At 67.2% G+C, this 24,757-nt stretch carries 25 protein-coding genes; 7 read left to right on the forward strand and 18 right to left on the reverse strand.

Going from position 1 to position 24,757, the window contains the following annotated elements:
- Positions 1-154 precede the first annotated feature (154 nt).
- Entirely contained in the window at positions 155-1,258 is a 1,104-nt protein-coding gene (locus tag QRN63_RS20025; protein WP_285032404.1) for an ABC transporter substrate-binding protein, read from the forward strand.
- Here QRN63_RS20025 and QRN63_RS20030 read toward each other — a convergent pair whose 3' ends face one another.
- From QRN63_RS20030 to QRN63_RS20080, 11 genes are read right to left on the reverse strand one after another with little or no spacing between them, the layout of a single operon-like run.
- A complete protein-coding gene (locus QRN63_RS20030) occupies positions 1,259-2,296 on the reverse strand; it encodes an isopenicillin N synthase family dioxygenase (RefSeq protein WP_285032406.1) in 1,038 nt (345 codons plus the stop codon).
- Positions 2,293-2,841, reverse strand: a complete 549-nt coding sequence (locus tag QRN63_RS20035; RefSeq protein ID WP_285032408.1) for a hypothetical protein — start codon at positions 2,839-2,841, stop codon at positions 2,293-2,295. The genes QRN63_RS20030 and QRN63_RS20035 overlap by 4 nt, the downstream gene beginning before the upstream one ends.
- A complete protein-coding gene (alc, locus tag QRN63_RS20040) occupies positions 2,838-3,851 on the reverse strand; it encodes an allantoicase (protein ID WP_285032409.1) in 1,014 nt (337 codons plus the stop codon). Before alc ends, QRN63_RS20035 begins: the two co-directional genes overlap by 4 nt.
- Positions 3,848-4,627, reverse strand: a complete 780-nt coding sequence (locus QRN63_RS20045; protein ID WP_267316565.1) for an aspartate/glutamate racemase family protein — start codon at positions 4,625-4,627, stop codon at positions 3,848-3,850. Before QRN63_RS20045 ends, alc begins: the two co-directional genes overlap by 4 nt.
- Complete coding sequence (allB, locus tag QRN63_RS20050; RefSeq protein ID WP_285032412.1) at positions 4,624-5,916, reverse strand: allantoinase AllB; 1,293 nt, start codon at positions 5,914-5,916, stop codon at positions 4,624-4,626. The genes QRN63_RS20045 and allB overlap by 4 nt, the downstream gene beginning before the upstream one ends.
- Positions 5,916-6,746, reverse strand: coding sequence for an N-acyl homoserine lactonase family protein (locus tag QRN63_RS20055; protein WP_267316563.1), 831 nt, complete (start codon positions 6,744-6,746; stop codon positions 5,916-5,918). The genes allB and QRN63_RS20055 overlap by 1 nt, the downstream gene beginning before the upstream one ends.
- The gene (locus QRN63_RS20060) at positions 6,746-8,350 is read right to left on the reverse strand and encodes an ABC transporter substrate-binding protein (RefSeq protein ID WP_285032415.1); all 1,605 of its coding nucleotides are present in this window, start codon (positions 8,348-8,350) and stop codon (positions 6,746-6,748) included. The genes QRN63_RS20055 and QRN63_RS20060 overlap by 1 nt, the downstream gene beginning before the upstream one ends.
- On the reverse strand, positions 8,350-9,006 hold the full coding sequence (locus QRN63_RS20065; RefSeq protein WP_267316561.1) for a cysteine hydrolase family protein: 657 nt from the start codon (positions 9,004-9,006) through the stop codon (positions 8,350-8,352). Before QRN63_RS20065 ends, QRN63_RS20060 begins: the two co-directional genes overlap by 1 nt.
- On the reverse strand, positions 9,007-10,011 hold the full coding sequence (locus tag QRN63_RS20070) for an ABC transporter permease (RefSeq protein ID WP_267316560.1): 1,005 nt from the start codon (positions 10,009-10,011) through the stop codon (positions 9,007-9,009).
- Between the two features lie 55 nt (positions 10,012-10,066).
- Positions 10,067-10,936 carry an ABC transporter permease gene (locus QRN63_RS20075; RefSeq protein ID WP_285032418.1) on the reverse strand — a complete coding sequence of 290 codons (870 nt, stop codon included), beginning with the start codon at positions 10,934-10,936 and terminating at the stop codon, positions 10,067-10,069.
- Positions 10,936-12,915 (reverse strand): dipeptide ABC transporter ATP-binding protein, encoded by a 1,980-nt coding sequence (locus QRN63_RS20080; RefSeq protein ID WP_285032420.1) that lies wholly within the window; start codon positions 12,913-12,915, stop codon positions 10,936-10,938. Before QRN63_RS20080 ends, QRN63_RS20075 begins: the two co-directional genes overlap by 1 nt.
- A 223-nt stretch (positions 12,916-13,138) precedes the next feature.
- Between QRN63_RS20080 and QRN63_RS20085 the strand changes: the two genes are divergently transcribed.
- The 3 genes from QRN63_RS20085 (at position 13,139) to QRN63_RS20095 (ending at position 15,307) form a co-directional block, all read left to right on the forward strand.
- Positions 13,139-13,816 carry a TetR/AcrR family transcriptional regulator gene (locus QRN63_RS20085; protein ID WP_285032422.1) on the forward strand — a complete coding sequence of 226 codons (678 nt, stop codon included), beginning with the start codon at positions 13,139-13,141 and terminating at the stop codon, positions 13,814-13,816.
- A 9-nt stretch (positions 13,817-13,825) separates the two neighbouring features.
- Positions 13,826-14,101, forward strand: coding sequence for a YciI family protein (locus tag QRN63_RS20090; protein ID WP_267316556.1), 276 nt, complete (start codon positions 13,826-13,828; stop codon positions 14,099-14,101).
- A gap of 156 nt (positions 14,102-14,257) precedes the next feature.
- Positions 14,258-15,307 (forward strand): NAD(P)-dependent alcohol dehydrogenase, encoded by a 1,050-nt coding sequence (locus QRN63_RS20095; RefSeq protein WP_064859062.1) that lies wholly within the window; start codon positions 14,258-14,260, stop codon positions 15,305-15,307.
- 94 nt (positions 15,308-15,401) lie between these two features.
- Here QRN63_RS20095 and QRN63_RS20100 read toward each other — a convergent pair whose 3' ends face one another.
- On the reverse strand, positions 15,402-16,619 hold the full coding sequence (locus QRN63_RS20100; protein ID WP_410506033.1) for an RNA polymerase sigma factor: 1,218 nt from the start codon (positions 16,617-16,619) through the stop codon (positions 15,402-15,404).
- A 43-nt stretch (positions 16,620-16,662) separates the two neighbouring features.
- A complete protein-coding gene (locus QRN63_RS20105; protein ID WP_267316554.1) occupies positions 16,663-17,013 on the reverse strand; it encodes a YciI family protein in 351 nt (116 codons plus the stop codon).
- A 129-nt stretch (positions 17,014-17,142) separates the two neighbouring features.
- Between QRN63_RS20105 and QRN63_RS20110 the strand changes: the two genes are divergently transcribed.
- The gene (locus QRN63_RS20110) at positions 17,143-17,337 is read left to right on the forward strand and encodes a hypothetical protein (RefSeq protein WP_267316553.1); all 195 of its coding nucleotides are present in this window, start codon (positions 17,143-17,145) and stop codon (positions 17,335-17,337) included.
- Between the two features lie 46 nt (positions 17,338-17,383).
- Positions 17,384-17,857 (forward strand): hypothetical protein, encoded by a 474-nt coding sequence (locus tag QRN63_RS20115; protein WP_267316552.1) that lies wholly within the window; start codon positions 17,384-17,386, stop codon positions 17,855-17,857.
- 10 nt (positions 17,858-17,867) lie between these two features.
- Here QRN63_RS20115 and QRN63_RS20120 read toward each other — a convergent pair whose 3' ends face one another.
- The 4 genes from QRN63_RS20120 to QRN63_RS20135 all read right to left on the reverse strand — a co-directional run bounded on the left by QRN63_RS20120 (position 17,868) and on the right by QRN63_RS20135 (position 21,654).
- Positions 17,868-18,104: a hypothetical protein gene (locus QRN63_RS20120; RefSeq protein ID WP_285032428.1), complete on the reverse strand. Its 237-nt coding sequence runs from the start codon at positions 18,102-18,104 to the stop codon at positions 17,868-17,870.
- Positions 18,105-18,216: 112 nt separating this feature from the next.
- Positions 18,217-19,179 carry a class 1b ribonucleoside-diphosphate reductase subunit beta gene (gene nrdF, locus QRN63_RS20125; RefSeq protein ID WP_138249861.1) on the reverse strand — a complete coding sequence of 321 codons (963 nt, stop codon included), beginning with the start codon at positions 19,177-19,179 and terminating at the stop codon, positions 18,217-18,219.
- Between the two features lie 134 nt (positions 19,180-19,313).
- Positions 19,314-20,825 (reverse strand): flavin-containing monooxygenase, encoded by a 1,512-nt coding sequence (locus QRN63_RS20130; protein ID WP_285032429.1) that lies wholly within the window; start codon positions 20,823-20,825, stop codon positions 19,314-19,316.
- 94 nt (positions 20,826-20,919) lie between these two features.
- Entirely contained in the window at positions 20,920-21,654 is a 735-nt protein-coding gene (locus tag QRN63_RS20135; protein ID WP_212814740.1) for a TetR/AcrR family transcriptional regulator, read from the reverse strand.
- Between the two features lie 252 nt (positions 21,655-21,906).
- Here QRN63_RS20135 and QRN63_RS20140 point away from each other — a divergent pair, with 252 nt between their 5' ends.
- A complete protein-coding gene (locus tag QRN63_RS20140) occupies positions 21,907-23,085 on the forward strand; it encodes an NAD(P)/FAD-dependent oxidoreductase (protein WP_285032431.1) in 1,179 nt (392 codons plus the stop codon).
- Here the strand turns inward: QRN63_RS20140 and QRN63_RS20145 are convergent, their stop codons facing one another.
- Positions 23,086-24,744 (reverse strand): PE-PPE domain-containing protein, encoded by a 1,659-nt coding sequence (locus QRN63_RS20145; protein WP_285032433.1) that lies wholly within the window; start codon positions 24,742-24,744, stop codon positions 23,086-23,088.
- Positions 24,745-24,757: the final 13 nt, after the last annotated feature.

Below are 24,757 nucleotides of genomic sequence, written 5' to 3' on the forward strand. Positions count from 1 at the left end.
CTGCCGGTGATCTTATCCCCCATCGCACAGCCTCGCGGCGAGGGTCCTACAAACTGTCGTAATTGGCTGGACCAGCTGTCGACACCGGCGTGGCGCCCGCAGCCGCGACCGCGCCTCATCTGGGCGCGACCGCGCGGGTGTTACCGTCGGCCACGTGCAGTTTCCGACTCCCCGTACCCGGCTGTCCAGCGCCAGCGCGGCGGTTCTCACCGCCCTGTGCGCGACGGCCACGACCGTCCTGACGGGCTGCTCGGGACACACCAGCGAACCTCAGGCAGCAAATCCGGCTCCCATCACCAGCACCACCCGTATCGCCACCGCGGGTGTGCTGGGAAACCAGCGTCGGCCCGACGACTCGTGCGCGCCCAACCCGGCGGCACTCGACGAGGGACCGCCCACCCGCCAGGTGCACCACGCCGCCGGCACCACCGATGTCAACGCCGACCCGCAGCGCATCGTCGTGCTCTCGGGCACGGCGCTCGACGCGCTGTGCGCGCTGGGTCTGCAGTCCCGGGTCGTCGCCGCGGCGACCCCGACGGATTCGTCGGGCCAGACGTCATACCTGGGCACCGTGATCCACAACGTGCCGGCGGCCGGCACGCGCGGCGCGCCCGACATGGCGGCCGTCAAGGCCGCCAACCCCGACCTGATCATCGGCTCGCAGGTGTCGGCAACGTCGGACACCTACGGCGCGTTGTCGGCGATCGCGCCGACGGTGCTCACCGGGGCGTCCGGCGCCGCCTGGCAGGACGATCTGCGGATGGTCGGCGCGGCGACCGGGCGCGGTGCCGCCGCGGGCGCACTGGTCGACGGTTTCAACGCCGACGCCACCAGGGTCGGCGGGCAGAACGACGCCTCACACTTCCAGGTGTCGGTCGTGCAGCTGACCGAGAGCACCATGCGAATCTTCGGCGCCAACAACTTCCCCGGCAGCGTGCTGGCCCGTGTCGGCGCGGATCGCCCTGCGCCACAGCGGTTCACCGACAAGCCGTACCGCGAGATCGACATCTCGAAGCTGCGGCCCGGCACCGATTTCTCGACTGCCGACGGTGACATCGTCTACATGTCGTTCGAGTCTCCGGCAGCCAAGGACAAGGCCGCCGCGTTGCTCGACAGCCCGGCCTGGAAGAAGCTCGCCGCCACCCGCGACAACCGGGTGTTCGTGGTGAACAACGAGGTGTGGCAGACCGGCCAGGGCATCGTGGCCGCCCGCGGCATGCTCGACGACCTGCACTGGCTCAACGCGCCCATCAACTAGTCATTGCGCGTCCTGCAACGCCTGCCGGCCGAACTGCCCGAGTTCCAGCGAGCCGTCGGGCAGCACCAGTTCGCCCGACTCGATGCGCTGTCGCAGGTAGGCGAACGTCTGCGCGGTCTGGGCGAACAGATGCTCACCTGCGCGCAGAGCGGAGCGGGGCTTGCCCGCTGAGGAAGCGAACTGCGGCAGCGGTTTCACCTCGGTGTGGTAGTCGACGTTGAAGAACAGCGGGAACGAATACCGCTCCTCGGCGACCTTGCGGACCCGGTGGCTCGTGGCGACGAAGGCGCCGTTGGTCCACAGCTCCAGCAGGTCCCCGACATTGACGACGAAGGTCCCCTCGACCGGCGGCACGTCGATCCACTCGCCCGCCCCGTTGAGCACCTCGAGGCCGGGGGCCGTCGGTTTGAGCAGCGTGAAGCATTCGTAGTCGGTGTGCGCGCCGATCCCGACACTGTCGTGGGCATCCGGGTTGTACGGATAGTGGATGAGCCGCAACTGGCTCGGCGTCTTGGTGGCGTGCCGGGAGAAGACCTCCGGGTCCTCACCGAGAGCGACGGCGAAGGCCCACAGGAGCCGCTGCCCCACATCGAGCACCGCCTGGTAGTAGGCGGTCACCGCATCGGCGAACCCGGGTAGGTCAGGCCACGCATTGGGACCCAGCATGGGGTTGCCGGCCAGATAGTCCGGATCGTCGGCGGGCAGGTCCAGCGCGGTGTCGAACGCTTCCTTCAGGTCCGGGACGGTGCCCTCCAGGCCCTCCTCGCCGACCGGCACATACCCGCGGTGACAGCGGGACAGCCCGATGTAGTCACGCATCTTGTCTTCCACCGGCAGCGCGAAGTACTCCTTCACCGCCGCCAGCATCGCGTCGAACAACGACTCGTCGACGCCGGTGCCGCTGATGTAGAAGAAGCCGACGTCGGCCGCCGCCCGGCCGATCTCGGCGGCGACGCGGTGCCGCTCGGCACGCTCGGGTGACGACAAACCGCTGATATCGATGATCGGCACCGACGTGAATGACGTTACGCCACTCATGAATTCACATTCCCTTCCGAGTAGTCCACCGTCCAGCGCACGCCGTTGGCCTGGAATTCGTCGCCGGCGCAGACCAGGCCGGCGAAGTCGATACCGAGAGCTCGCTGCTCGGCGCCACCGACGGCGCCGAGCACCACCCCGGTGCGGTCGGCCCAGCCGAACATGGCGCCGACCCGGACCAGTAGTGCTGCCGATGCCCCGGCGGGTCCGGACAGCTGCAGCGCGCCCGTCGGGCCGGCCTCGCCGGAGTCGCGGACCCAGTGCTCGACATAGTGTTCGTGCACGCCGGTCTCGACGAGAATGTCTCCCTCCCAATGCATTACGCCGGCATCGGGATTCGGGCCAGGCATCGTGGCGTCGAACTCTCGATGCCACTCGAAGACATCGGCATCCTGGTGCAGGGTGCCCGCGAAGCCACGGGAGTCCACGTAGGCCGTCGGCCCCTGCAGCCACAGCACACCCGGTTCGGTATCGCGGGTGCCGTCGACCTCGATCAGCAGCGTGCGGCGCCAGAGGCCGGCACACTCGGTCAGCAGTGGTGTCATGACGATTCCTCCCATCGGCGCTGCAACATCCGTAGCCCGTCCGCGGTGGGTACCCCCACGGCCCGCACCCGGGCGATCCCGCCATCCGGGTAGGCCTGCACGCGCAGTGCCGCCACGTCGGCCACGTCGACCGGGAACACCTGGCGCGCGTCGGCGAGCAGCCGTGTCCGGGGTAGCACCGGAACGTCGAAAGCGACCATCCCCCAGCCATGTTCGCGATCGGGACGGCTGCGGCTGCCCAGCACCGACACCTCCAGACTGGCGTTGAACACGAAGTACGAGGTGTCGACCTCGATGCGGCGCAGGTCGGCGGGGGCGGCGAACGAGACGATCACCGCGTCATGGGTTTCCGGTCCGACGTCACGGCGTCTGCGCGCCTCCCACCCGTCGCCCATGTTGTGCGGACGGTTCGGCATGATCAGCGACGTGGCACTGGAATAGAAACTGTCGCTGCACCATTCGACCCGGCCACCGTTCTCCAGGCCGGACACCTCGACGGTGATGTCACTCCAGGCCGCGGGATCCGGCACCACCTCGCCGTACGCCCGCAACCGGGCGACGCCGCCGTCGGACTGCAGTCGCAACCGCAGGTGCGTCCACCGCCGGCGGTCCTGGACGGCCAGCAGGTTCCGTGAATCCGCCTTGAGCACAGTCGATTCCACAATCTCTGTCCACGAGACAGCGGGGTCCGCCGGATCGTCGGTGCGCGCCAGTACGCAGGCGTCCACCGCGCAGGCGCTGGGGTGATTGCCCGAGAAGAACCGGGTGTCCACGTCAATGGTGTGCAGCCGGCCGGGTGTACCCAGCCGGATGATCGCCCAGTCGCCGGCCCGGCCGGCGTGGCGGCGGGTCTCCCAGCCGTCCACCACTTCCCCGCGCAGGTCGAAAGTACCGGGCACGAAAGCGGGTTCGGCCGGGTAAACCAGCCGCTCCTTGAATCCGAACGATTCGTCGCTGGCGGCCACCACACTGCCGCCGACGATGCGGGAGGCGAGATCGACGTTGGTCACCAGTCCTGCGCTTCCGATGAGCGCTTGCGCGAAGAGTCAATGGCTTCCGACAGCGGCCAGTGGCTACGCGGATTGTCCGGGCCCGGCGCGAACACGCCGGCCTTACTGGTGGACAGACCCAGACCGACAACAGCCTGTGCGAGGGCCACCGCGGCGGACACCCCGTCGACCGCGGGCACGCCGAGTTTGGCCGAGATCGCCGCCGTCACTCCCGCCATACCGGCGCAACCCAGGCAGATCACGTCGGCGCCGTCCTCGCTGATGGCGCGCGCCGCTTCGTCGACGATCGCCTGCACCGCGCCCGCGGGGTCGCCGTCCACGTCTGCGGTGCTCAGGCCGCACGCGCGGACCGAGGCGCAGTGCGCGTTCAGGCCGGCCAGCAGCAGCCGGTCCTCGATGGGCGGGATCGACCGGGCGAGCGTGGTGATCACCGAGAACCGCCGACCGATCAGGTGCGCGACGTGAGCGGCGCATTCCGCGATGTCGAACACCGGCACCGTCAGCATCTCGGCGAGCGCGTCGCGGCCGTGCTCGCCGAATCCGGCAAGGACGACAGCGTCGAAGTCGAAGTCACCGGACCGGGTCAGCCGGGCCACCAGGTCCATCACCCCGACCGCGGAAAGGTAGCTCTCGGCGGACGAGTCGATCGCCGCAGAGCCGAAATGCGGTGACAGACAGACGATCTCGGTGTCATCATGCGCCACGGATCGCGCGGCAGCCGCGATCTCGGCAGTCATCGCCGCCGAGGTGTTGGGGTTGAGCACCAGGATTCTCATACCGGCTCCCCCACCACCGCCGGCACCCCGGCAACCCAGGTCTGCAGCACCGAACCGCGCAGCGTGACACCGTCGTACGGGCTCACGGGGTGGCGGTGCCGCAGCGTCGCCGCCCGCACGGTGTCGAGGGCACTGGGATCGAATGCACATAGGTCGGCCCGCAGCCCGACTGCGATCCGGCCGCGGTCGGCGTAACCGGCCAGCGCTGCCGGGCGTTCCGACATCCACCGGCTGACGTCGGCCAGCCCGAAGCCGCGTGCGGCGGCCTGGGTCCACACCGCGCGCGGGCTGAGCTGCAACGAGCTGATCCCGCCGAATGCCCGCCCGAAATCCCCGGCGGCCTTGAGCCGCGGCGCGCACGGCGAATGGTCGGACACCACCAGATCCAGGGTGCCGTCGTGCAGCGCGGACCACAGCAGTTCCCGGTTGGCGCCATCCCGGATGGGTGGGCAGCAGGCGAATTCGGTGCCGCCGTCCTGCACGGCTTCGGCGGCGAATGTCAGGTAATGCGGGCAGGTTTCGGCCGTCACCGGAATCCCGGCCCGCCTGGCCTCGGCCAACCGACTCAGCACCGTGGCGCTGGAGACGTGCACGATGTGTGCCCGGGCCCCGGTCGCCGCTGCGGCGTCGATCACCAACGCCACGGCGTCGTCTTCGGCGGCATCGGGTCGCGACGCCAGGAACGACCGGTACTCCCGGCCCGATGGCGGTGGACCGGCATCGATCACCCGATTGCTCTCGGCGTGGACCAGCAGTACCGACCCCAGTTCTGCGATGCGCCGCATGGCATCCCGGAACTGCGCCGGGCTCAGGTGCGGAAAATTCGGGTTGCCCGAGTCGGCGAGAAAGCACTTGAAACCGCGTACCCCGGCCTGCGCCAGGTCGGCCAGACCGTCCAGGTTGTCCGGCACCACGCCGGCCCAATACCCGACGTCGACGTGGCAATTACCTTCTGCCGCGGCCTTTTTGGCGTCCAGCGCCGCGACGCTCGTGGTCACCGGTTCGCAGTCCAGTGGCATGTCCACCACGGTGGTGATGCCGGCCGCGGCCGCGGCCGCGGTGGCGGTCTCGAACCCCTCCCAGTCGGTACCCGGGTCGTTGATGTGCACGTGCGTGTCGACGAAGCCGGGTAGCAGCACCACCGATTCGGGCAACCGGACATCTTCCATCGCCGGGCAGTCGGCGTCGGCGTCGCCGAGGAAGGCGATGCGCCCCCGGTCGATGCCGACCGCGGCCGGGACCTGGTGACCGTCGACGAGCACCCTGTCGGCGCGCAGCACGCACTCCATCAGTGTCCACCGAATCTGTGGTGAAAATGCTCGGTGAGCTCGGGCCACACGTGTGGGTCATGGCCGGGAATCAGCTGAAACCCCCTGTCGGCAGCCAACTTCTTGAGTCGGCGGATCGGCTCGACGGTGTCCTGCGGGTCGACGTCGATGAACCCGCCGATGGCGAGCTCGTGCTCGATGTTCTCGGTGAGATCGGCGGCGTCGAAGGCGAAGACGAAGCCGTCACCGCCGACGGAGTCGTCGAGTTCGACGACGAAGCTCTGATGCCCCGGCGTGTGCCCGTAGGTGGGCACCGCGGTGATGCCCGGGGCGATCTCGGCTTCCCCGTCAGCCAGGCGCCAATCGATGTTCGGATCGTCGAAGTCCACGCGCACGATCGCGTTGCGTTCGGGTTCAGGGTGATTCGACAGCCCGTACTCGAGTTCGCGACGCTGGGCGTGCACCGGGACCTTGCCTGCGAACAGCTTGAGCCCGCCGGCGTGGTCGTGGTGCAGATGGCTGACGGCGACAGTGTGGATCTCGTCGAAATCCACCCCGACCTCCGCCAGCCGCTGCTCGATCGGCTCGCCCGGTCCGGGCAGCACCGGGCGGTACTCGACGGTCGGGAAGAACCGCCGGTAGAGCGCCGGGTCCCGCACGAGCGCGGTGTTGAATCCCGTGTCGAGCAGTACCCAACCGCCGTCGGTCTGCAGCAGCACTCCGGGCACCGGCTCCCGCATGCGCTCCTCCGGCGGTGCGCCGTACACCGACACCGACTTCGGCAGCTCCTCCCAGCCCAGGGTCAGCAGGATGATCCGCCGCACCCCGGGCTTGCCGACCAGAGTGGCCATCAGCCGACCGAAAGGGCGTTCAGGCGCAGCGAATTCGGGTTGGTGACCACGTGCGCCTGTTCGACGCCCTTGAGCCAGGGCTGGGCCACCATGAAGTCGTTGACGTCAGCGATGTTCAGCCAGCATCCGGTCTTGACGGCTTCCACACCGGCGGTGGAGAAGTCGGCATCGGCGTCGGTCGGCAGCCCCGCGGCCAGGGCGGCGGTGACCGGCGGCGCCGAGCACCCGAAGAAGTTCAGACCACCGTCGGCATCCCAGGAGATGTGGCCCCAGGTGTACGGCGACGGTGCGTCGGGCCAGCCGAGATAGGTCATGATCTCCGGCGCGGCCTGCCCGTCGGTGCCGACCCAGCCATAGATCTCCGACGTGGGGTACGCCTGCACCTTGGCGGTCAGGCCCGCCGCGGCCAGCTGAGTCTGAATCAGGTTGCTGATCAACTGGTTATCGGGGTTGCTCGAGTCGTAGCCGATGGTCACGGTCTTCTGATCGGCAGGCAGTTTGCCGGCGATACCGGACAGCGCCGATGCATCATGCGGGACCGATTGCTTGCCGTATTCGGCGGCCATCATGTTCGGCGGGTAGATCTGCTCGGCCTTCTTGCCGCGCCCGAAGTACGTCTGCTTCACCAACTCGTCGACGTCGATCGCCTGCATCACCGCGGCGCGGTTCTTGGCGTCGGTCATCATGCCCTTGCGCGGGTTGATGTACGCGTAGTTCGACATCATGGTCGGGAGTGAGTAGTTGGTGAACGACTTGTTGTTCAGGTAGGACTGGACCGCCGAGGACGGCAGGTCGTGCAGGATCGCGGCCACCTGACCGTTGTTGAACTGCAGCTGCTGCGCCGACACGTCGGTGATGACGGGAAGCTCGACCTTCTCGAAATACGGTTTGGTGCCCCAGTATTCTCCGAAGGCGGCCAGCGCGTAGTGGGAGCCCACCTGCGCGTCGGTCAGCACGAACGGACCCGTGCCGAGATCGTGGGTGGTCAGATAACCCTGGGCGTTGTCGGTGCCGGCGTTCTTCTTGAGGCCTTCGGGACTGAGCATGCGGGGCCCATAAGGACATGCGAGGTAGTCGAGAAACGCCGAGTTGGGCGCCTTCAGCGTGATGGTGACGCCGTAATCCCCTTGCGTGGTCACCGATTCCACGTCCTTGACCATGTAGGCCGGGCCCTGGTTGACGGCTACCCGGCGATCGAACGACGCTTTGACCGCCGCCGAGGTGAACGGGGTGCCGTCGTGGAACTTGACGCCCTCGCGCAGCTTGAACGTGAAGACCTTGTTGTCCGGCGACGCCGTCCAGCTCGTTGCCAGTAGCGGTTCCAGGACAGCCTTGTCGACACCGGCTTTGTACTGCAGCAGCCCTTCGTAGGTGTTGGTGGTCAGCAACAGACCTTGGCCCGCGTAGTAGATGTCAGGGTCCGGCGGCTGCCCCGGGTCCTGCAGGAACGACAGGTGCAGCACCTTGTCGGTGGGCGCGGCGTTCGGCGTGCCGCCGCCGGAATTCGAACCACCGCAACCGCTCAGCGTCAGCATCACGGCGGCACCGGCCGCGGCAATCCGCCAGCCTGCGCGCGCACGACCGGGGACCTTGTGGCTCTTCATCATCGGGCAGCTCCTTCGAGGGCGGGGTTGGACAGTTCGGGCGGACACATATCGGAAAAGGCGGCGATGATCTCGTCGGTGGTGCGCATGGCACCGGCCTGCAGGTACTCCATGGCGTCCAGAGCAGCGTCGTGGCGATACGTCGACGAGCCGCCCACGCAGTCGGTCACGACGCGGACGTAGAAGTCCCGCTGGTGCGCATCGGCGAAGGTGTAGTGCACGCACACGTCGGTGAGTCCGCCGATGAGGATGAGCGTCGACGCCCTCAGGCCCGACAGCACGATCTCGAAATCCGTTCCGATGAAACCGGAATAGCGGCGTTTGACGATATGGAACTCGTGGCCCGGCCCGTCGAAGTCGGGCAGCAGCGCGGGATGCAGCGGTGTGCCCGGCCGGCCGTCCACGCAGTGCTCGCCCTCGGCGCCGTCGAGTTCGCGACCGAAGTCGATCCCGTTGGCGCGGTGGACCTCCTGGAAGAACACGATCGGGATTCGCGCGGCGCGGGCGGCCGCGATGAGGCGCTGGGCCCGGGCGATCCGGTCGCCGTAACCGGCCATGTGCTCGATACCGACCAACTCGGCCGGCATGTCGCCGGACTCCTGCATGTCGACGACGACCAGGACGGGATTTCCTACGATGAGCGGCTGTTTCGGCACCTAACCTCCTGTGACTGCGATACGCGGATCGGCGGCGGCCTGCAGGAGGTCCACAACCGTATTGATGACGACGTAGAGCGCGCCGAGCATCAGCGTGACGCCGGCGATCGCCGGGAAGTCCGCCACCGGGATGCTCTGCGCCACGTACTGCCCGATGCCGGGCCAGCCGAACACCTGCTCGACCACCAACACGCCCGAAAACATCAGGCCCACTTGAAGTCCCGTCATCGACAAGGCGGCGCCGACCGAGTTGCGCAGCACATGCCTGGCCAGGATTCGGGTCTCGGACAGACCCTTGGCGCGGGCTGTCCGCGCGTAGTCGCTGTCGATGTCGGCCAGCAGGCTGCTCCGCAGCACCCGGCCGATGGCGACGGCCGGGCCGATCGCGATGACGAACGCCGGCAGGATGAGATGGTGCGCGGCGTCGGCCACGACATCGAGCCGCCCGTGGAGCAGACCGTCGACAGTCAACATGCCGGTCGGCCCGGTCGGCGGGCCCGGCACGGCACTGCGGCCGTTGGCCGGTACCCAGCCGAGGTCTTGATAGAAGACGATGAGGCCGAGGATGCCCAGCAGGAACATCGGCGCCGAGGAACCGGTGAACAGCACTGCCCGAAGCACATTGGCGCCGCGCCACTTCAAGGTCGTGCTGAACGCCAGCAGCACCGCGAGGACGACGGCGATCAGCATGCCGGCGAGGGCCAGCTCCAAGGTTGCCGGGACGAACGAGCCGAGGTCGGCCATCACCGCGTGCCGGGTCCGGTACGACGTGCCCAGGTCGCCGGTCGCGGCACCGGACAGGTAGTGCCAGAACTGCACCAGCACAGGGTCATTCAGTCCCAGCGCCGCGCGCCGTGCCGCCACCGCATCGGCCGAGGCCTGTGCGCCCAGTTGGGCCTTCACCGGATCCAGTGGCGAGATGTTCTGCAGGACGAACAGCACTGCCGTGAGGGCGACCAGGATGGCCACCATCGATCCCAACCGCGAGACCACGAAGGTCTTCATGCTTTCACCCACCTCTCTTCTTGCGCGCGCTCATCACCACCACCGGATCGTCGGACTATGTCGTCTTCATCAAATTGCGCAGGCAGTCGCCGGAGATGTTGGCGACCAGCGCCAGCACCAACACCCCCAGTCCCGGCATGACCGGAATCCACCACTGCTGCAGGAAGTAACTCAGATTGCGCGCGGAGTCGGCGCCGAGCTCCGGTGCGGGCGCGGCCTGGCCGAGCCCGAGGAAGGACAGACCGGCCAGGGTCAGGATCAGCGTGCCGATATCCAGGCTCGCGGCGACCAGGGCGTTGGGCACCGCACCAGGCAGCAGGTGCCGCGCCGCGAGCCGAAAACGGCTGACGCCGGCCAGTTTTGCGGCCTCGACGTGGGGGCGTGCGGCCAGCCGTGCCACCTCTCCGCGCACCAGCCGGGCATAGAACGGCCACCACACGATGGACACCGCGGTCAGGGTGTGAAGAAAGCTCGGTCCCAGCGCCGCGACCACGGCGATCGCCAGCACCGGAGCGGGCAGGGACAGGAAGCCGTCGGTGATGCGCATCAGCGTCGAGTCGATCCAGCCGCCGGCTGCCCCGGCGACCAGGCCCACGAGCCCGCCGATCAGCAGACCCAGCGCCACCACCGCCAGCGCGGCCAGCCAACTCGACCGCGCTCCATAGAGCACCCGGGACAGGATGTCGCGTCCGATGCTGTCGGTGCCGAGCAGGAACCCGTGCTCACCCGGGGCCTGCAACGGCATCCCGACCGGGATCAGCGGGTCGTGCGGAGCCAGCAGCGGCACCGCGACGACCGCCACCGTCAACAGGATGACGAGGGCGAATCCCGCGCGGTTGATGATCATCGACCGCGACTGCGGCAGGGCCGGTCGCAGCCGGCCACGACCGCGGGTCAGACTCGGGGCGGGGATCGCGATGGCCATCAGCGCACCTTCTCTTCGATACAGGCGACCTGGTGTGCGCCATCGGCTTTGCCCACGAGTCGGACATCGAGTTCGTCGCCGCTGCAGGCGTCGACCGCAATTGGGCATCTCGGATGGAACGCACACCCGGTCGGCGGTGACAGCGGGCTCGCCGGTTCACCTGGCAACACCCGCGATTCGCGGCCGAGGTCGGGGATCGCGTCGACCAGAGCGCGGGTGTAGGGATGTGTCGGACCTCCGATGACCTGTTCGGCCGGCCCGATTTCCACGATGCGGCCCAGGTACATCACGGCGATGCGATCGGCGACCACGCGAGCCACCGACAGGTCGTGCGTCACGAACACCACGGACATGTCCAGACCGCGGCGCAGGTCACCGATGAGGTTGAGCACCGAGGCGGCGAGTGACACGTCCAAGGCACTCGTGGGTTCGTCGCACAACAGCACAGCGGGTGGGACGACGGTGGCGCGAGCCAGCGAAACCCGTTGGCGCTGACCACCGGAAAGCTGGCCGGCACGTGACTTTGCGACCTCCGCGGGCAGCCCCACCCGGTCGAGCACCTCGATCACGGCATCGCGCCGCGCGGCCCGCGACAGTTTCCGGCCACGCAATCGCTCGGCGATCAACTCACCGACCGACAGCCACGGCGTGAGCGAGGCGCCGGCGTCCTGGAACACCATCTGCGGGCGCTGCTCCCCGGCCACCTCGACCGTGCCCGTGGTCGCCTTCTCCAGACCGGCGATCACCCGCAACAGCGTGGACTTTCCCGAACCGCTCTCCCCTACCAGTGCCACTGACTCGCCGTGCCCCACCCGCAGCGTCACGCCGCGCAATGCCTGGAGTTTCCCGCGCGGCGCCACGGCGAAGGTCTTGGTCACGTCGGTCACCGTGACCGCGGCGGGTTGGTCCGCGGCGGCCGGGCTCATCGACTGTGCGGCAACAAATTCCGGTCCGGCAGCCGCCGCTACCGGATCGTGTCCCTGCTGCTCCGGGGTCAGCAGGCAGGCGCTGACCCGGCCGGGACCGACGGAAGTCGGCTCGGGAGAGGATTTCTCACAGTTGTCGGTGGCCTGGTCACAGCGTGGGCTGAAGGCGCATCCGGGCAGCGGTGCCAGTGGGCTCGGCACAGCGCCCGGCATCGCCGCGAGCCGCCTGTCACGTGCGGTATCCAGCGTCAGCCGTGACCGCAGCAGTCCGCGGGTATAAGGGTGAGCAGGTGAGCTCAGGACCTCGCCGGCCGGGCCGACCTCGGCGATACGCCCGGCGTAGAGCACCGCGATGCGGTCCGAGATCTGCGCCGCCACCCCGAGGTCGTGGGTGATGAAGACAATGCTGCAACCGATTTCGTCGCGGAGTCGTTGCAGCAGCCTGAGCACCTGGGCCTGCACGGTGACATCCAGTGCGGTGGTCGGCTCGTCGGCGATGATGAGTTCCGGCGAGCCGGCGATCGCGATGGCGATCATCACGCGCTGCCGCAAGCCGCCGGAGAGTTCGTGAGGGTAGGCCCGCATCCGCCGCGCCGGGTCGGGTATGCCGACGGCGGTGAGCAGGCGCAGCGCTTCGTCGGCGCTGCCCGCCGCCTCGGCGACCTGCTTGCCGATCCGCATGGTCGGGTTGAGGGAGGTCATGGGGTCCTGGAACACCGCGCCCAGATCGAGGCGGCGAACTGTGCGCAGCGCCTTCGGGTCACCGTGCACCATGTCCGAGCCGGCCACCGCGATGCTGCCCTCGATCCGGGCGGACGCCGGCAGCAGGCCGAGCATGCCGAATCCCAATACGCTTTTCCCGGAACCTGATTCGCCCACCAGTCCGAGTATCTCGCCGCGCTGGACGGTCAGGGAGACGCCGCGCAGCGCGTGTACCTCACCGCCGTTGCGCGGGAACGTGACATGCAGGCCCGCCACGGTTGCCACCGCGTCCGGGTTCGACGACACGGCGGCGACCTGTGAGGTGTCCACCACCGAGACAGCAGTGCCCATGTGTGCTCTCCTGCGTTCTGATCGCCGTGCCGTGGGACATCCGTGACCGCTGGCCTGTCAGTTGACAGTTTTCTCCCCGGACCATCCCGCATGGTGTCGCCGAAGTAAGCACGATGTAAGCAACCAGGGCTCGTAGGTAACCGGCCGATATCCCAGGTTTCTGTCGCGTGACAGATACTGACCGGCGGTATCGATGACTGCCCGCGTGGACCACGATGAATGAATGTCGACCACCCACACAGGACGGCCTCGACTGCGGCCCCAGCGGCGCCCGGGCGTCACCGGACGAGACGAAATCCTCGATGCGGCAGGCGAATTGTTCACCACGCTGGGCTACGCGGGTACCTCGACGCGAACCATCGCCGATTCGGTCGGCATCAGGCAGGCGTCGTTGTACCACTACTTCAAGACCAAGGACGACATCCTGTGCGCCGTGCTGAGCCAGACCGTCGCCCCGACGCTGGCATTCATCCCAAGCCTGGTGAGCGCAACGCCGGCGTTGACCGCGACCGAGCACCTACACGCCCTGGCCGCGTTCGACGGCGAGCAATTACTCGGTGGCGCATGGAATCTGGGCGCGCTCTACCTGCTTCCCGAGCTGCGCGCCGATCGCCTGGAGCCGTTCTGGTCCGACCGCGAACGCCTCCGACAGCATTATCTGACCTTGAGCCGGGCAGTACTGCAACAGACCGGCGTTCATCCGGCAGCCGCCGACCTGCCGTTCCGGCTGGTCGAATCGCTCGTCAACATGTGGTCGGTACCGCATGGCCCCGAACGATCCGACCTGCCCATGCAGGTCGCCGATGCCGGCATGCGCGTCCTCGGCATCCCCGATGCCGCGACACCGGCCTTGCGGAGCCGAACCGGGCAGGTCATCGAACAACACAAGGACGCCGGATAACCTCATAGCGTGTTTCACGTACTGAACATCACCTACACGCAACCCTTGGACGTCGTGGACCAGGCCCGGCCCGCGCATCTGGAATGGCTCGGCAAACTGGTCGAGGAGCGCCGCATCCTTCTTGCCGGCCGTCTGGAATCGCAGGGTGGCGCCGTGCTGATCGCCTCGGACATGACCGCCGAAGAGGCCGACGCGCTCACTGCCAGCGACCCGTACGTGCACGCCGGTGTCGCCACTTACGAGCGCGTGAGCTTCAATGCCGGTTTCCGCGCGGACGGGCTCTAGCCGGAAATTCACAGCCGGATCCGGGATTAGTTGACCGCCGGCTGCCGTTGAGTGTGGTCAGGGCCTGACGCACTGCCCCACATATCGTTACCTTCGCTAATCTTTGTAGTAGGTAACCGCCGCTAGGCAAGCCGAGAATGAAGAGGATTGACACGCATGACCACGACTGTTTCCGCCTACGCCGCGACCTCAGCGACCAGCCCGCTGACCAAGACCACCATCGAGCGCCGTGACATCGGCCCGCACGACGTGGCATTCGACATCAAGTTCGCGGGCATCTGTCACTCGGACATCCACACCGTCAAGTCCGAATGGGGCCCGGCCAACTACCCCGTCGTACCCGGCCACGAGATCGCCGGTGTCGTCACCGCGGTCGGCTCCGAGGTGACCAAGTACAAGGTCGGCGACCACGTCGGCGTCGGCTGCTTCGTCGACTCGTGCCGCGAGTGCGAGAACTGCCTGGCCGGCCTGCAGCAGTACTGCACCGGCAAGGGCGGCAACATCGGCACGTACAACGCCACCGGCCGTGACGGCACGCCCACCTACGGCGGCTACAGCACCGCCATCGTCGTCGACGAGAACTACGTGCTGCGCATCCCGGACAGCATTCCGCTGGACAAGGCAGCTCCGCTGCTGTGCGCCGGCATCACCCTGTACTCGCCGCTGCGGCACTGGAACGCCGGCCCCGGCAAGAAGGTGGCGATCGTCGGTCTCGGCGGTCTGGGCCACGTCGGCGTGAAGCTCGCCGTCGCGATGGGCGCCGAGGTCACCGTGCTGAGCCAGTCGCTCAAGAAGATGGAAGACGGCTTGCGCCTGGGCGCGCACCACTACTACGCCACCAACGACCCGGACACCTTCAAGAAGCTGGCCGGCAGCTTCGACCTGATCATCAACACCGTGTCGGCGAACCTGAACATGGGTCTCTACCTGAACCTGCTCAAGTCCGACGGCACGCTCGTCGAGCTCGGTGCGCCCGAGAAGCCGCTGGAGGTTCCGGTGTTCCCGCTGATCGGCATGCGCCGCACCCTCGCCGGCTCATTGATCGGCGGCATCCCGGAGACCCAGGAGATGCTGGACTTCTGCGCCGAACACGACGTGACCCCGGAAATCGAGGTCATCGAGGCGTCGTACGTCAACGAGGCCTACGAGCGCGTCATCGCCAGTGACGTGCGGTACCGCTTCGTGATCGACACCGCGACCATCTAGCTCGCTGCACCAACGCTGTGCACGGCCGTCGGGTCGCCCGGTTCTCGGGTCGCCCGGCGGCCGTCGGCGATTTCCGTTCAGATCGCCTGTGCCGTCAATCACGACATTCCCGCGCCCGTCGTTCCAGATGTGCGCGCTCGGCCGGGTTGCGCGCAAGTTCGGCCGCACGGCTGAACTCGGCCCCGGCGCCGGCCCGATTTCCATTGCGCAACAACAGGTCCCCACGGACCGCGTGATACACCTCATACCCGTCCAGCTCGATGGTGTCGACGATCGCGAGAGCCGCCTCCGGTCCGCGGACTTCGGCGACGGCGACCGCGCGGTTGAGCGCCACCACCGGCGTCGGGTCCAGTAGCCACAGTTGGTCGTACAGCTCGAGTACCTGGCCCCAGTCGGTGTCCGCAGCGCGAGCGGCATCGGTATGCACGGCACCGATCGCCGCCTGCACCTGATAGCGGCCGACCCTGCTCTGCCCCGCGGCCGCCGCGGCGAGGCATCGCCGGACGATGGCGTGCCCCTCCGCGATCATCTTCCGGTCCCACAGCGACCGATCCTGATCAGGAAGCGGCACCAGGATCGCGCCGGTTTCAGGCCCCGCGTCGGCAGAGCGGGCCCGCCGCCGCCCGTGCGACAGCAGCATCAGGGCGAGCAGTCCCTGCAGCTCGAACTCGCCCGGCAGGAGCATCACGAGGATCCGGCCCAACCGGATGGCTTCCTCACACAAGTCGACACGCACTGCCTCTTCGCCCGCCGCAAGGTATCCGGCATTGAAGATCAGGTATACGACGCCGGCGACATCATCGATGCGTGCGGGTAACTCGGCGCCCTCGGGCACCCGGTACGGGATCCGCGCCGCGGCGATCTTCCGTTTGGCGCGCGTAATCCGTTGCGCCATCGTGCGTTCCGGCACGAGGTAGGCAGCGGCGACCTCGGCCACCGTCAACCCGCCGAGCAGCCGCAGGCTCAACGCCACCCGCGCCTCCGGCGCGAGCGCGGGGTGGCAGCAGGTGAACACCAGCCGCAACTGATCGTCAGTGATCAGCGGCGGCGGCTCGCCATCGGGGGCCACCCGCGAACCGTCTGCCTCGATCATCAGGTCGACACCCCGCCGCTCCCGGCGCAACCGGTCGATCGCCGCCCGGTGCGCCGTCGTGGTGAGCCAGCCGCCCGGGTTGGGCGGTGTGCCTTCCTCCGGCCATACCGTCACCGCCCGGATCAGCGCCTCGCTCGCGGCCTCCTCGGCCACGTCGATACTCCCGAATCGTCGTGTCAGTGCCGCGATGATTCGGTGATACTCCTCCCGGAACACCATCTCGACCGCCTCGACACCACCGGTCGCCGGGCCCGGCCGCACGCTAGGCGTCCGGCTCCGGTTGGAACGGGCGGACCTCAACGGGCCCCTCGCATGCCGCCGACGCCTCGCGCGCCAACGCCAGTGCCTCGTCCAAGTCGGCGGCGGTGAGTACCCAGAACCCGCCGATGTGCTCCTTGCCTTCCAGATACGGACCATCCGTGACGGCATTCTTCGCGGCGTCGACGACTGTCGCGGTGTCCGCGGGCATCAGGCCGCCGGCGAACACCCACCGCCCCTGCTCGGTGACCTTCTGGTTGAACGCGTCGACCTGCGTGTACATCCGCTGCATCTGGTCCTCTGACGGGGCCGGTGCGTCGACGTTGCCGTGCACGGTGAACAGGTACTGGGTCACGATGACTCCTTATTCGATGATGCGGCGGTCCGTTCCGCCGTCACAACTACCACGAACGGCCGGCATGCCGGTGCGACACCTCCCCGAAGAATTTTTCTGAATTCTCGCGAATCGACAAGAATCACTGCCATGTCCGACGATCCGGTAGATGTCCTGCGACGCTGGGAGCTCGCCGGCGGCGTCTGGCGGATCATCGGCCGCCGCGCACACGAACTGACCATCGGGCTGTTCCAGTGCGACGGCGGTGAGCGCGTCGACGTGATCCGCTCCGGCGGCGCCGCACTGCTCGCCTTCGTCGGCGACCGGGAATCCAGCGCCGACTGACCTGCCCTGTTGACGGAATTTACCGTCACGCACTAATACTTTGATCATGACGTCCGCTCGCCGCCGTGCCCCGCTGTCCCAGCTGGCTCTTGCCGGCGTGGCCATCGCCCTGCTGTCGGTGGGCGTCGCGCATGCCGATCCGGAGCCGGCCCCGGCTCCGGTGTCCGCAGGCGTCACCGGCGTCCTCAACGACTGGCAGAAATCCGTCTGTGCGCCAGGCAGTTTCAACCAGGACGATCCCGCCATCGCCGCCCGTGACTGGCCGGGCGCAGTCCGGGCGGGCACGTGCGCGAGCGCGGTGAACCCGGGCCTGACCAATGGCCTGTGGATCACGCAGTGGACCGCCAACACCGATATGACCTCGGCACTGCAGCGCAATTTCATGGCGCTGTTCGCGTCGGCCGTCAGCGATCAGACGGCGATCATCACCTTCGCGGTGGCCAGCCCCGAGGCCCGCAAATCCCTTGAGCCGCTGACGAAGTTCGGGTTCGTCATCCAGCCGGTGCCGCCGCTGGCCTGACGGCCCGGCGTCAGTGACTGTGGCTACCAGGACTGCTGTGACCGCCCGTGGTCGTCGTTCCACCCGGGTTGCCGGAATGGTCGTTGTTCACGTCCGACGGCACGTGACATTGGCCGGCGACGACGACCTGCCCCGGTTCGCACACGATGGTGTCGTCAGCGACCGCAGCCGGCGCTCCGATGCTGAGCGCCAGTGCGCCCAGCGCACCGGCAGCGAAAAGACGTGGGATGGAGGTCGATAGCGCCATGATTGGTCCGCCTGTTCTCGACGCGTAAAGAACAATATTAACGCCGAGCGAAATAATTGCGGGGCGCAATCGGCAAGCCGATACGCCCCGCAATCACAGCACTGAAATGCGCTTAGAAGTCCCAGTCCGAGTCTTCGGTGTTGACGGCCTTGCCGATCACGTACGAGCTACCCGAACCCGAGAAGAAGTCGTGGTTCTCGTCGGCATTCGGCGACAGCGCGGACAGGATCGCCGGGTTCACGTCGGTCTCGTCACGCGGGAACAGCGCTTCGTAGCCGAGGTTCATCAGCGCCTTGTTGGCGTTGTAGCGCAGGAACTTCTTGACGTCCTCGGTCAGGCCGACGCCGTCGTACAGGTCCTGGGTGTACTCCACCTCGTTGTCGTACAGCTCGAACAGCAGCTCGTACGTGTAGTCCTTGAGCTCGGTCCGCTTGGCCTCGTCGACCATGGTCAGACCGCGCTGGTACTTGTAGCCGATGTAGTAGCCGTGCACAGCCTCGTCACGAATGATCAGCCGGATCATGTCGGCGGTGTTTGTGAGCTTGGCGCGCGAGGACCAGTACATCGGCAGGTAGAAGCCCGAGTAGAACAGGAAGCTCTCGAGCAGAGTCGAGGCCACCTTGCGCTTGAGCGGCTCGTCACCCTTGTAGTACTTCATGACGATCTCGGCCTTGCGCTGCAGGTTCGGGTTCTCCTCCGACCAGCGGAACGCCTCGTCGATCTCGACGGTGGAACACAGCGTCGAGAAGATGTTGCTGTAGCTCTTGGCGTGCACCGACTCCATGAAGGCGATGTTGGTGTACACGGCCTGTTCGTGCGGGGTCAGCGCATCGGGGATCAGGCTGACGGCGCCGACGGTGCCCTGAATGGTGTCCAGCAGCGTCAGGCCCGTGAAAACCCGCATGGTGAGCTGCTTTTCACTGTCTGTCAGAGTGCCCCAGGACGGGATGTCGTTGGACACCGGCACCTTCTCCGGCAACCAGAAGTTGCCCGTGAGACGGTCCCAGACCTCCGCATCCTTCTCGTCCTGCACGCGGTTCCAGTTGATCGCGGAGGCCCGGTCGATCAGCTTCATACCTTCAGACACCGTGACCCCATTTCGCCTGGAACTCTGCTTGCCGGATCGGCACCACAGACACTACCCCTGGTGTTTCCCATCGACGAACACCGCTAAAAGTTGTGTTTTCGTGTCGCGCCGGCAAGGCCGCCTCAGCGGATGAACTCATACTCCGTCGACTGGAACTTCCGCGTCTCGAGCCAGTATTGCCAGGTCATGCCACTCCACAGGGTGCGGTTCACGCCATGGGAGTCCATGTACCAGCTGTGGCAACCACCGGTGCTCCACACCGTGCCGGCCAGGTTCTGCTGCAATTCGGCGTTGTACTCGTCCTGGGCGCGGCGGCTCGGCATCAGCGCGGCGGCGCCCGCCTTGTCGGCCGCGGCGATGGCCTGCGCGGCGTAGCGGATCTGCGACTCGATCATGAACACCACCGAGTTGTGGCCGAGCGCGGTGTTCGGGCCGAGGAGGAAGAACAGGTTCGGCATGTTCGCCACGGTGATGCCGCGGTGGGCCGCCATGCCCTCGCGATTCCACCGGTCGACCAGGTCCTCGCCCCCGAGACCCTTGATGTCGACGTAGGTGTACGAGTCGGTGACGTGGAAACCGGTGCACCACACCACGACATCGACGGGATGCAGGGCGCCGTCGCGGGTGACGATGCCGTCGGCGGTCATCCGCTCGATGCCCTCGGTGAAGACCTGCGTCTTCGGGTTGGCGATCCCGCGATAGTAGGTGTCGGAGTTCAGGATTCGCTTACAGCCCGCCACGTAGTTCGGGGTCAGCTTCCGCCGCAGCTCGGGGTCCTTGATGCTGCGGTTGATGTTCCATTTGCCCAGCAGCTCACCGATTTTCAGCAGGCGCGGCTGCTTGGTCATCGCGAAGCCGACGCCTTCGTGAATCCAGTAGATGGCGTCCCGCATCAGGGCCCGGGTACCCGGTACCCGGCGGAAGACGTCCTTCATCCACTCCGGAAAAGCGTTGTTGGGCCGGGGCATGACCCACGCCGGGGTGCGCTGGTACAAGTGCAGCTCGGCCACCTGGTCGACGATCGCGGGCACGATCTGAATGGCGCTGGCGCCGGTCCCGATAACCGCCACCCGCTTGCCCGTGATGTCGACACTGTGGTCCCACTGCGCGGAATGGAATGCGGCACCGGCAAATTCGTCGCTGCCTTCGATTTCGGGGATGGACGGGATGTGCAGCCCGCCGGCGCCGGAGATCAGGAACTGGGCGATGTACTCCTGGCCGCTGCCGTCGTAGATGTGCCAGCGCCGCTCGTCTTCGTCCCAGTGCGCGCGGTCGACGTGGGTGTTGAACCGGATGTTCCGGCGGAGGTTGTGCTTGTCGGTGACGCCCTTGAGGTAGTCGAAAATCTCCGGCTGGAACGACCACATGTGGGTCCAGTCGGCCTTCGGCTCGAACGAGAAGGAGTACATGTGCGACGGGATGTCGCATGCGCAGCCCGGGTAGGTGTTGTCGCGCCAGGTGCCGCCGACCTCGTCGGCCTTCTCCAGGATCAGGAAGTCTTTGGCGCCGAACCCCTGCTTGCGCAGTGCGATGCCCATGCCCAGCCCGGAGAAACCGGACCCGATGATCACCGCGCGCGTCACGATCGGCTCGGTGCGGACCTCGACGTCGGCCGACTGTTCGGAAACCGTCATGAACCTGCTCTTTCCTGGGAACGGCGGTACCAGATACTGCACAGTCTCCGGTCACGCCGCCCAGGTGTCAACGCACCTCGTCGGGAGCAGATTTTCAGCCGACGGATTCTTCGCGGCGGACCGCGTCGTGCACCGGCAGGTCCAGGTCGAACCGGATACCGAGCAGCCTGGCGGTGCCGTTGATGGCGCCGATCATGATGGTCGTCATGTGTGCAACGAACTGATCGCGGGGCAGCCGGCGGGGAGTCTCGTCACTACCGCCGAGCCACCAGTCGGTCGCCGATGCGGCCGCGCCGAACAGCGTGAACGCCGCCAGCTCGAAGATGGCTGAATCCAGGTCCATGTCCTTGAGTTCGCCGCTGATCATGGCGGCGATGGCCAGGGTGATGTCCCGGCCCCGGTTGACGGTCGTCATCGCGGCGGCGGACTGGTCGGCGAACCTGCCCTGCAGCAGGAAGCGCACCACGTTGGGGTGCTGGTCCACCAGATCCACGTAATGTTCGACGGCCCGGCCGATGATCTGCCCGGTCGAATCGTGCTCGATGTCGATGGACGGAATGACAGCCGCCCACAACATGTCGCGCATCCGCTCGCCGATCTGCGAGAACATGTCGGATTTGTCGGCGAAGTGCCGGTAGATCTTCGGCTTGGCGGTGCCGGCCTCTTCGGCGATCTCCCGCACGCTGACGTTGGGGCCGAGCCGGTCGATCGCGCGGAACGCGGCGTCGACGATCTCTTCGCGGACTTTGAGCCGGTGTTCGCGCCAGCGCTCGCTGCGGGCGTCCACCTTCTCGGGCGCACCCTTGGGCGGAGTGACCTTCACCTGCACGGTGACCGAGGGAACGTTCACGCCCGGCACACCAGGAACTTTCACCCCGGCCTGGATGCCGGTGCGTGGAAGAGATGGCCTGCGCACCCCGCCACTGTACCGGGCGAGCCAAATCTGACCTGCTCAGACTGCCCGGCGCGGCGCATGTCACAGATTCGGGCGCGTGGTCGCGCCCGTCGACTCACGGACTTCGCGCGTAGCATCGGCCTGAGGCACCGCCCGGTAGTACCGGCTTGACAGGGACTTGATCACATGACGCAGCGGTACGACGTCATCGTCGCCGGCGGAGGTCCGGCTGGGTCGGCGGCTGCCTGGCGTGCCGCACAGACCGGCGCGAGCGTGCTCGTCATCGACAAGGCCACCTTCCCGCGCGACAAGCCGTGCGGCGACGGCCTGACCGCCCGCGGGGTCAGCTACCTGCAGAAGATGGGCCTGGCAGATCAGGTCACCGAGTTCCACCGGATCAATCGCGTGACGGTGTTCAGCCCGCATGAGTGGGAGCTGTCGTTCCCGCGCCGCCCCGGTATGCCCGACCACGGCTGTACCGTCAGCCGAACCCACTTGGATGCCCTGTTGCTCGGCCATGCCGCGGCCGCGGGCGCGGAAGTACGGCAGGGTAGCGAGGTGGCGGGCGTCGAGCGCAGCGACGACGGCCGTGTCACCGGTGTGGTCCTCAAGGATGGCGAGACGGTGCACGCGGACGCCGTGATCGCCGCCGACGGCGCCTACTCCCCGATCAAACGGGCACTGCAGGTCGAGTCGGACTTCCATGGCTATTCGGCCATCGCGATTCGCGCCGAGATGCCTGCCGACCGGCCCGACTCCGACGCCCTGGAGATCTATCTCAAGCTGCTGTTCGACGGTGATCAACTGCCCGGCTACGGCTGGGTGTTCCCCATGGGCAACGGCTCCTTCAATATCGGGCTGGGCTACGTCAACAGCTACCGGAATTGGCAGGCCATCAACGCAACCCGGTTTCTCGGCGACTTCCTGAACACGCTGCCGCGTGACTGGGCGCTGCCGTCGATCGACGAATTGAAGAAGAACCGGAGCGTCCGGGCCTGGCGCCTGCCCATGGGATTCACCGCATGGCCGCCGTGGCGGCCCGGCGTCCTGTTCGCCGGTGATGCGCTGGGCGCCGGCAAGCCGGCCTCCGGTGCGGGCATCTCGAAAGCACTCGAATCCGGTTTGGCCGCAGGCGAATGCGCCGTCGCGGCACTTGCGAACGGCGGCCCCGACGACTTCACGAACTACCAGCAGCGGATCGAGGCCGCGTGGGGCCGCGAGTACCGGCGTGGCCGGTTGTTTCACAAGCTGGCCGGCATCCCCTGGGTGGCCGATGCCGGCCGCCGCGCGGTCGACAGTCGCGTCTTCCGCGATGTGCTGCTGAAGTCGCTGTACAAGAAGGCCGAGGGGCCGGCACACACCTGATTACGCTGCCGGCCGGGCGCCCTTCCCTGACGACGCGTGGTCGGCCTTCGTGCCAGCGGAGGCGTCCGATTTGGTTGTGCTCCTGGCGGATTCGCTTCGCCGATCACCGGCTTTGACGGACGGTGCGGTCGCGTCGGTACCGGTGTCTGCGTGACCGGCGTCCGCGGACTGCGGTCGCCGATCGCGGGTCTGCCGCACCGGCGCGACGGCGTCTGGTGTCGGGCGCACCGAGAGTGCGCGCTTGGCCGGTTTGCCCTTCGAGGCGGCCGGTGATGACGGGGCCGCACCAGAGGCCGGGTTGGAGTCCGACTCCCCCGACGTCGCCTGCGCCGTTCGCGGTGCCGTTACCGCGAGGCCGCGTCCGGTTGTCGGCACCGCCTGGGGTGTCGTTACGGAGGCGACGGACTTGACTGTGGTACTCGGCGGCGTTGCCGACGTCGGCTTCTGGCCGCCGACCACCTGCAACACCTTGGCCACCGGACGGGTGATATTGGTCAGCGCCGCAGTCAGATTCACCACCGATTGCCGAATCGCCTTGGCCAGTGGTGAGTTATCTACAGACTTCGCAGGATGCTCGGTGGTGGGTGTCGCCGGTTCGGTGGCATCCACCGTCGGTTGCGGCAAGGTCGGCGTATAGCGGCCGGTACGGAGAATCTGCATTGACTGTGCGAACGCCCCGGGCAGCTCTTTGAGGGCGGCAGTGATCTTGGCCTGCGGCGTGGTCCAGCTGAATTGCTTGACCTGGCTGGGATCCGCGGTGCGGTCATAGGCGCTTTCGATGATGACGCGCAGGACTGGGTCCATGGCGTCGACGAGCCGCTGCGCCCCGATCAGCGACGCGGCCAGACGCAGCGGTGCCAGCAGCGGCAGACGCTGCGGGAAGCTCACGTACGTGGTGTTGCCGACGGTGGTGCTCACCGCGTTGGGACTGGTCTTGGGCTCCAACGCATAGCCGGGAAGGACATGTTCGAACATGATGCCCAGCAAGGCGTTGACAATAGCCAGTGGGTTGAAATAGGCCGGGAAATCGGCGAATCCGTCGTACTGGTTCTGGTAGACCGTGGTCTGGAATGGGCTGTCGGACGGCCCCGGTCGTCCGAGCGGAAAGAGATCACCCAGGATCGGCATACGACTCCACGACGTGAAGCGCGACAGGATGCCGCCGTTCGGCTGGTACGGGTCGCCGATCAGGGTGAAGGCGTAGTCGCCCGCGTGGGCAACATAGGCCGGGTTCTTGGCCATGTCGGCGCGCGCGATCTCGGCGACCTGTGCACCCTGGGACATGCCTAGGATGGTGATCTTCTGACCAGAAGCCTGCTTGGCGATGTCCTGCTCGAGATATCCGGCACCGATGCGCTCGGACTGCTTCAGCGAGTGCGGCCAGTACGGGACGCCGGACAACCCCGGCAGCGCGGAAATGATCGGCCATTCGAGGTTGATCTGCCCCGGGTATGGCACAACGTGAAATGAATCTCCTTGCGGGACAGTCGTTCCGTAAAAGAACAACGGGATACTCAGCCCGAAGGGGTCGAACGATCCCCCGACTCCGATCGTGGTGTCGACGAGCCGTACGGCGGCCGTTGACACGATCGGAGCCGCGGGCGTTGACACGCCGACCACGGCCGCCGCGGCGATACCGACCGCGACACCCCTCGCCATGACCGTGGTCGTC

Origin of the sequence: Mycolicibacterium sp. lyk4-40-TYG-92 (assembly GCF_030209435.1) — a bacterium.
In the GTDB taxonomy this organism is placed as follows: Bacteria; Actinomycetota; Actinomycetes; order Mycobacteriales; family Mycobacteriaceae; genus Mycobacterium.

Coding starts and splice junctions, on each gene's coding strand:
- nrdF (WP_138249861.1), bottom strand. CDS start 19,179: ATGAAGCTGATCGACCGGGCCTCCGCGATCAACTGGAACCGCGTGCAG.
- QRN63_RS20085 (WP_285032422.1), top strand. CDS start 13,139: ATGTCGACCACCCACACAGGACGGCCTCGACTGCGGCCCCAGCGGCGC.
- QRN63_RS20035 (WP_285032408.1), bottom strand. CDS start 2,841: ATGACACCACTGCTGACCGAGTGTGCCGGCCTCTGGCGCCGCACGCTG.
- allB (WP_285032412.1), bottom strand. CDS start 5,916: ATGGAGTGCGTGCTGCGCGCCGACAGGGTGCTCGTCGACGGTCACCAG.
- QRN63_RS20080 (WP_285032420.1), bottom strand. CDS start 12,915: ATGGGCACTGCTGTCTCGGTGGTGGACACCTCACAGGTCGCCGCCGTG.
- QRN63_RS20045 (WP_267316565.1), bottom strand. CDS start 4,627: ATGAGAATCCTGGTGCTCAACCCCAACACCTCGGCGGCGATGACTGCC.
- QRN63_RS20145 (WP_285032433.1), bottom strand. CDS start 24,744: ATGGCGAGGGGTGTCGCGGTCGGTATCGCCGCGGCGGCCGTGGTCGGC.
- QRN63_RS20140 (WP_285032431.1), top strand. CDS start 21,907: ATGACGCAGCGGTACGACGTCATCGTCGCCGGCGGAGGTCCGGCTGGG.
- QRN63_RS20070 (WP_267316560.1), bottom strand. CDS start 10,011: ATGAAGACCTTCGTGGTCTCGCGGTTGGGATCGATGGTGGCCATCCTG.
- QRN63_RS20130 (WP_285032429.1), bottom strand. CDS start 20,825: ATGACGGTTTCCGAACAGTCGGCCGACGTCGAGGTCCGCACCGAGCCG.
- QRN63_RS20110 (WP_267316553.1), top strand. CDS start 17,143: ATGTCCGACGATCCGGTAGATGTCCTGCGACGCTGGGAGCTCGCCGGC.
- QRN63_RS20115 (WP_267316552.1), top strand. CDS start 17,384: ATGACGTCCGCTCGCCGCCGTGCCCCGCTGTCCCAGCTGGCTCTTGCC.
- QRN63_RS20030 (WP_285032406.1), bottom strand. CDS start 2,296: ATGAGTGGCGTAACGTCATTCACGTCGGTGCCGATCATCGATATCAGC.
- QRN63_RS20060 (WP_285032415.1), bottom strand. CDS start 8,350: ATGAAGAGCCACAAGGTCCCCGGTCGTGCGCGCGCAGGCTGGCGGATT.
- QRN63_RS20055 (WP_267316563.1), bottom strand. CDS start 6,746: ATGGCCACTCTGGTCGGCAAGCCCGGGGTGCGGCGGATCATCCTGCTG.
- QRN63_RS20075 (WP_285032418.1), bottom strand. CDS start 10,936: ATGGCCATCGCGATCCCCGCCCCGAGTCTGACCCGCGGTCGTGGCCGG.
- QRN63_RS20095 (WP_064859062.1), top strand. CDS start 14,258: ATGACCACGACTGTTTCCGCCTACGCCGCGACCTCAGCGACCAGCCCG.
- QRN63_RS20120 (WP_285032428.1), bottom strand. CDS start 18,104: ATGGCGCTATCGACCTCCATCCCACGTCTTTTCGCTGCCGGTGCGCTG.
- QRN63_RS20100 (WP_410506033.1), bottom strand. CDS start 16,619: ATGGTGTTCCGGGAGGAGTATCACCGAATCATCGCGGCACTGACACGA.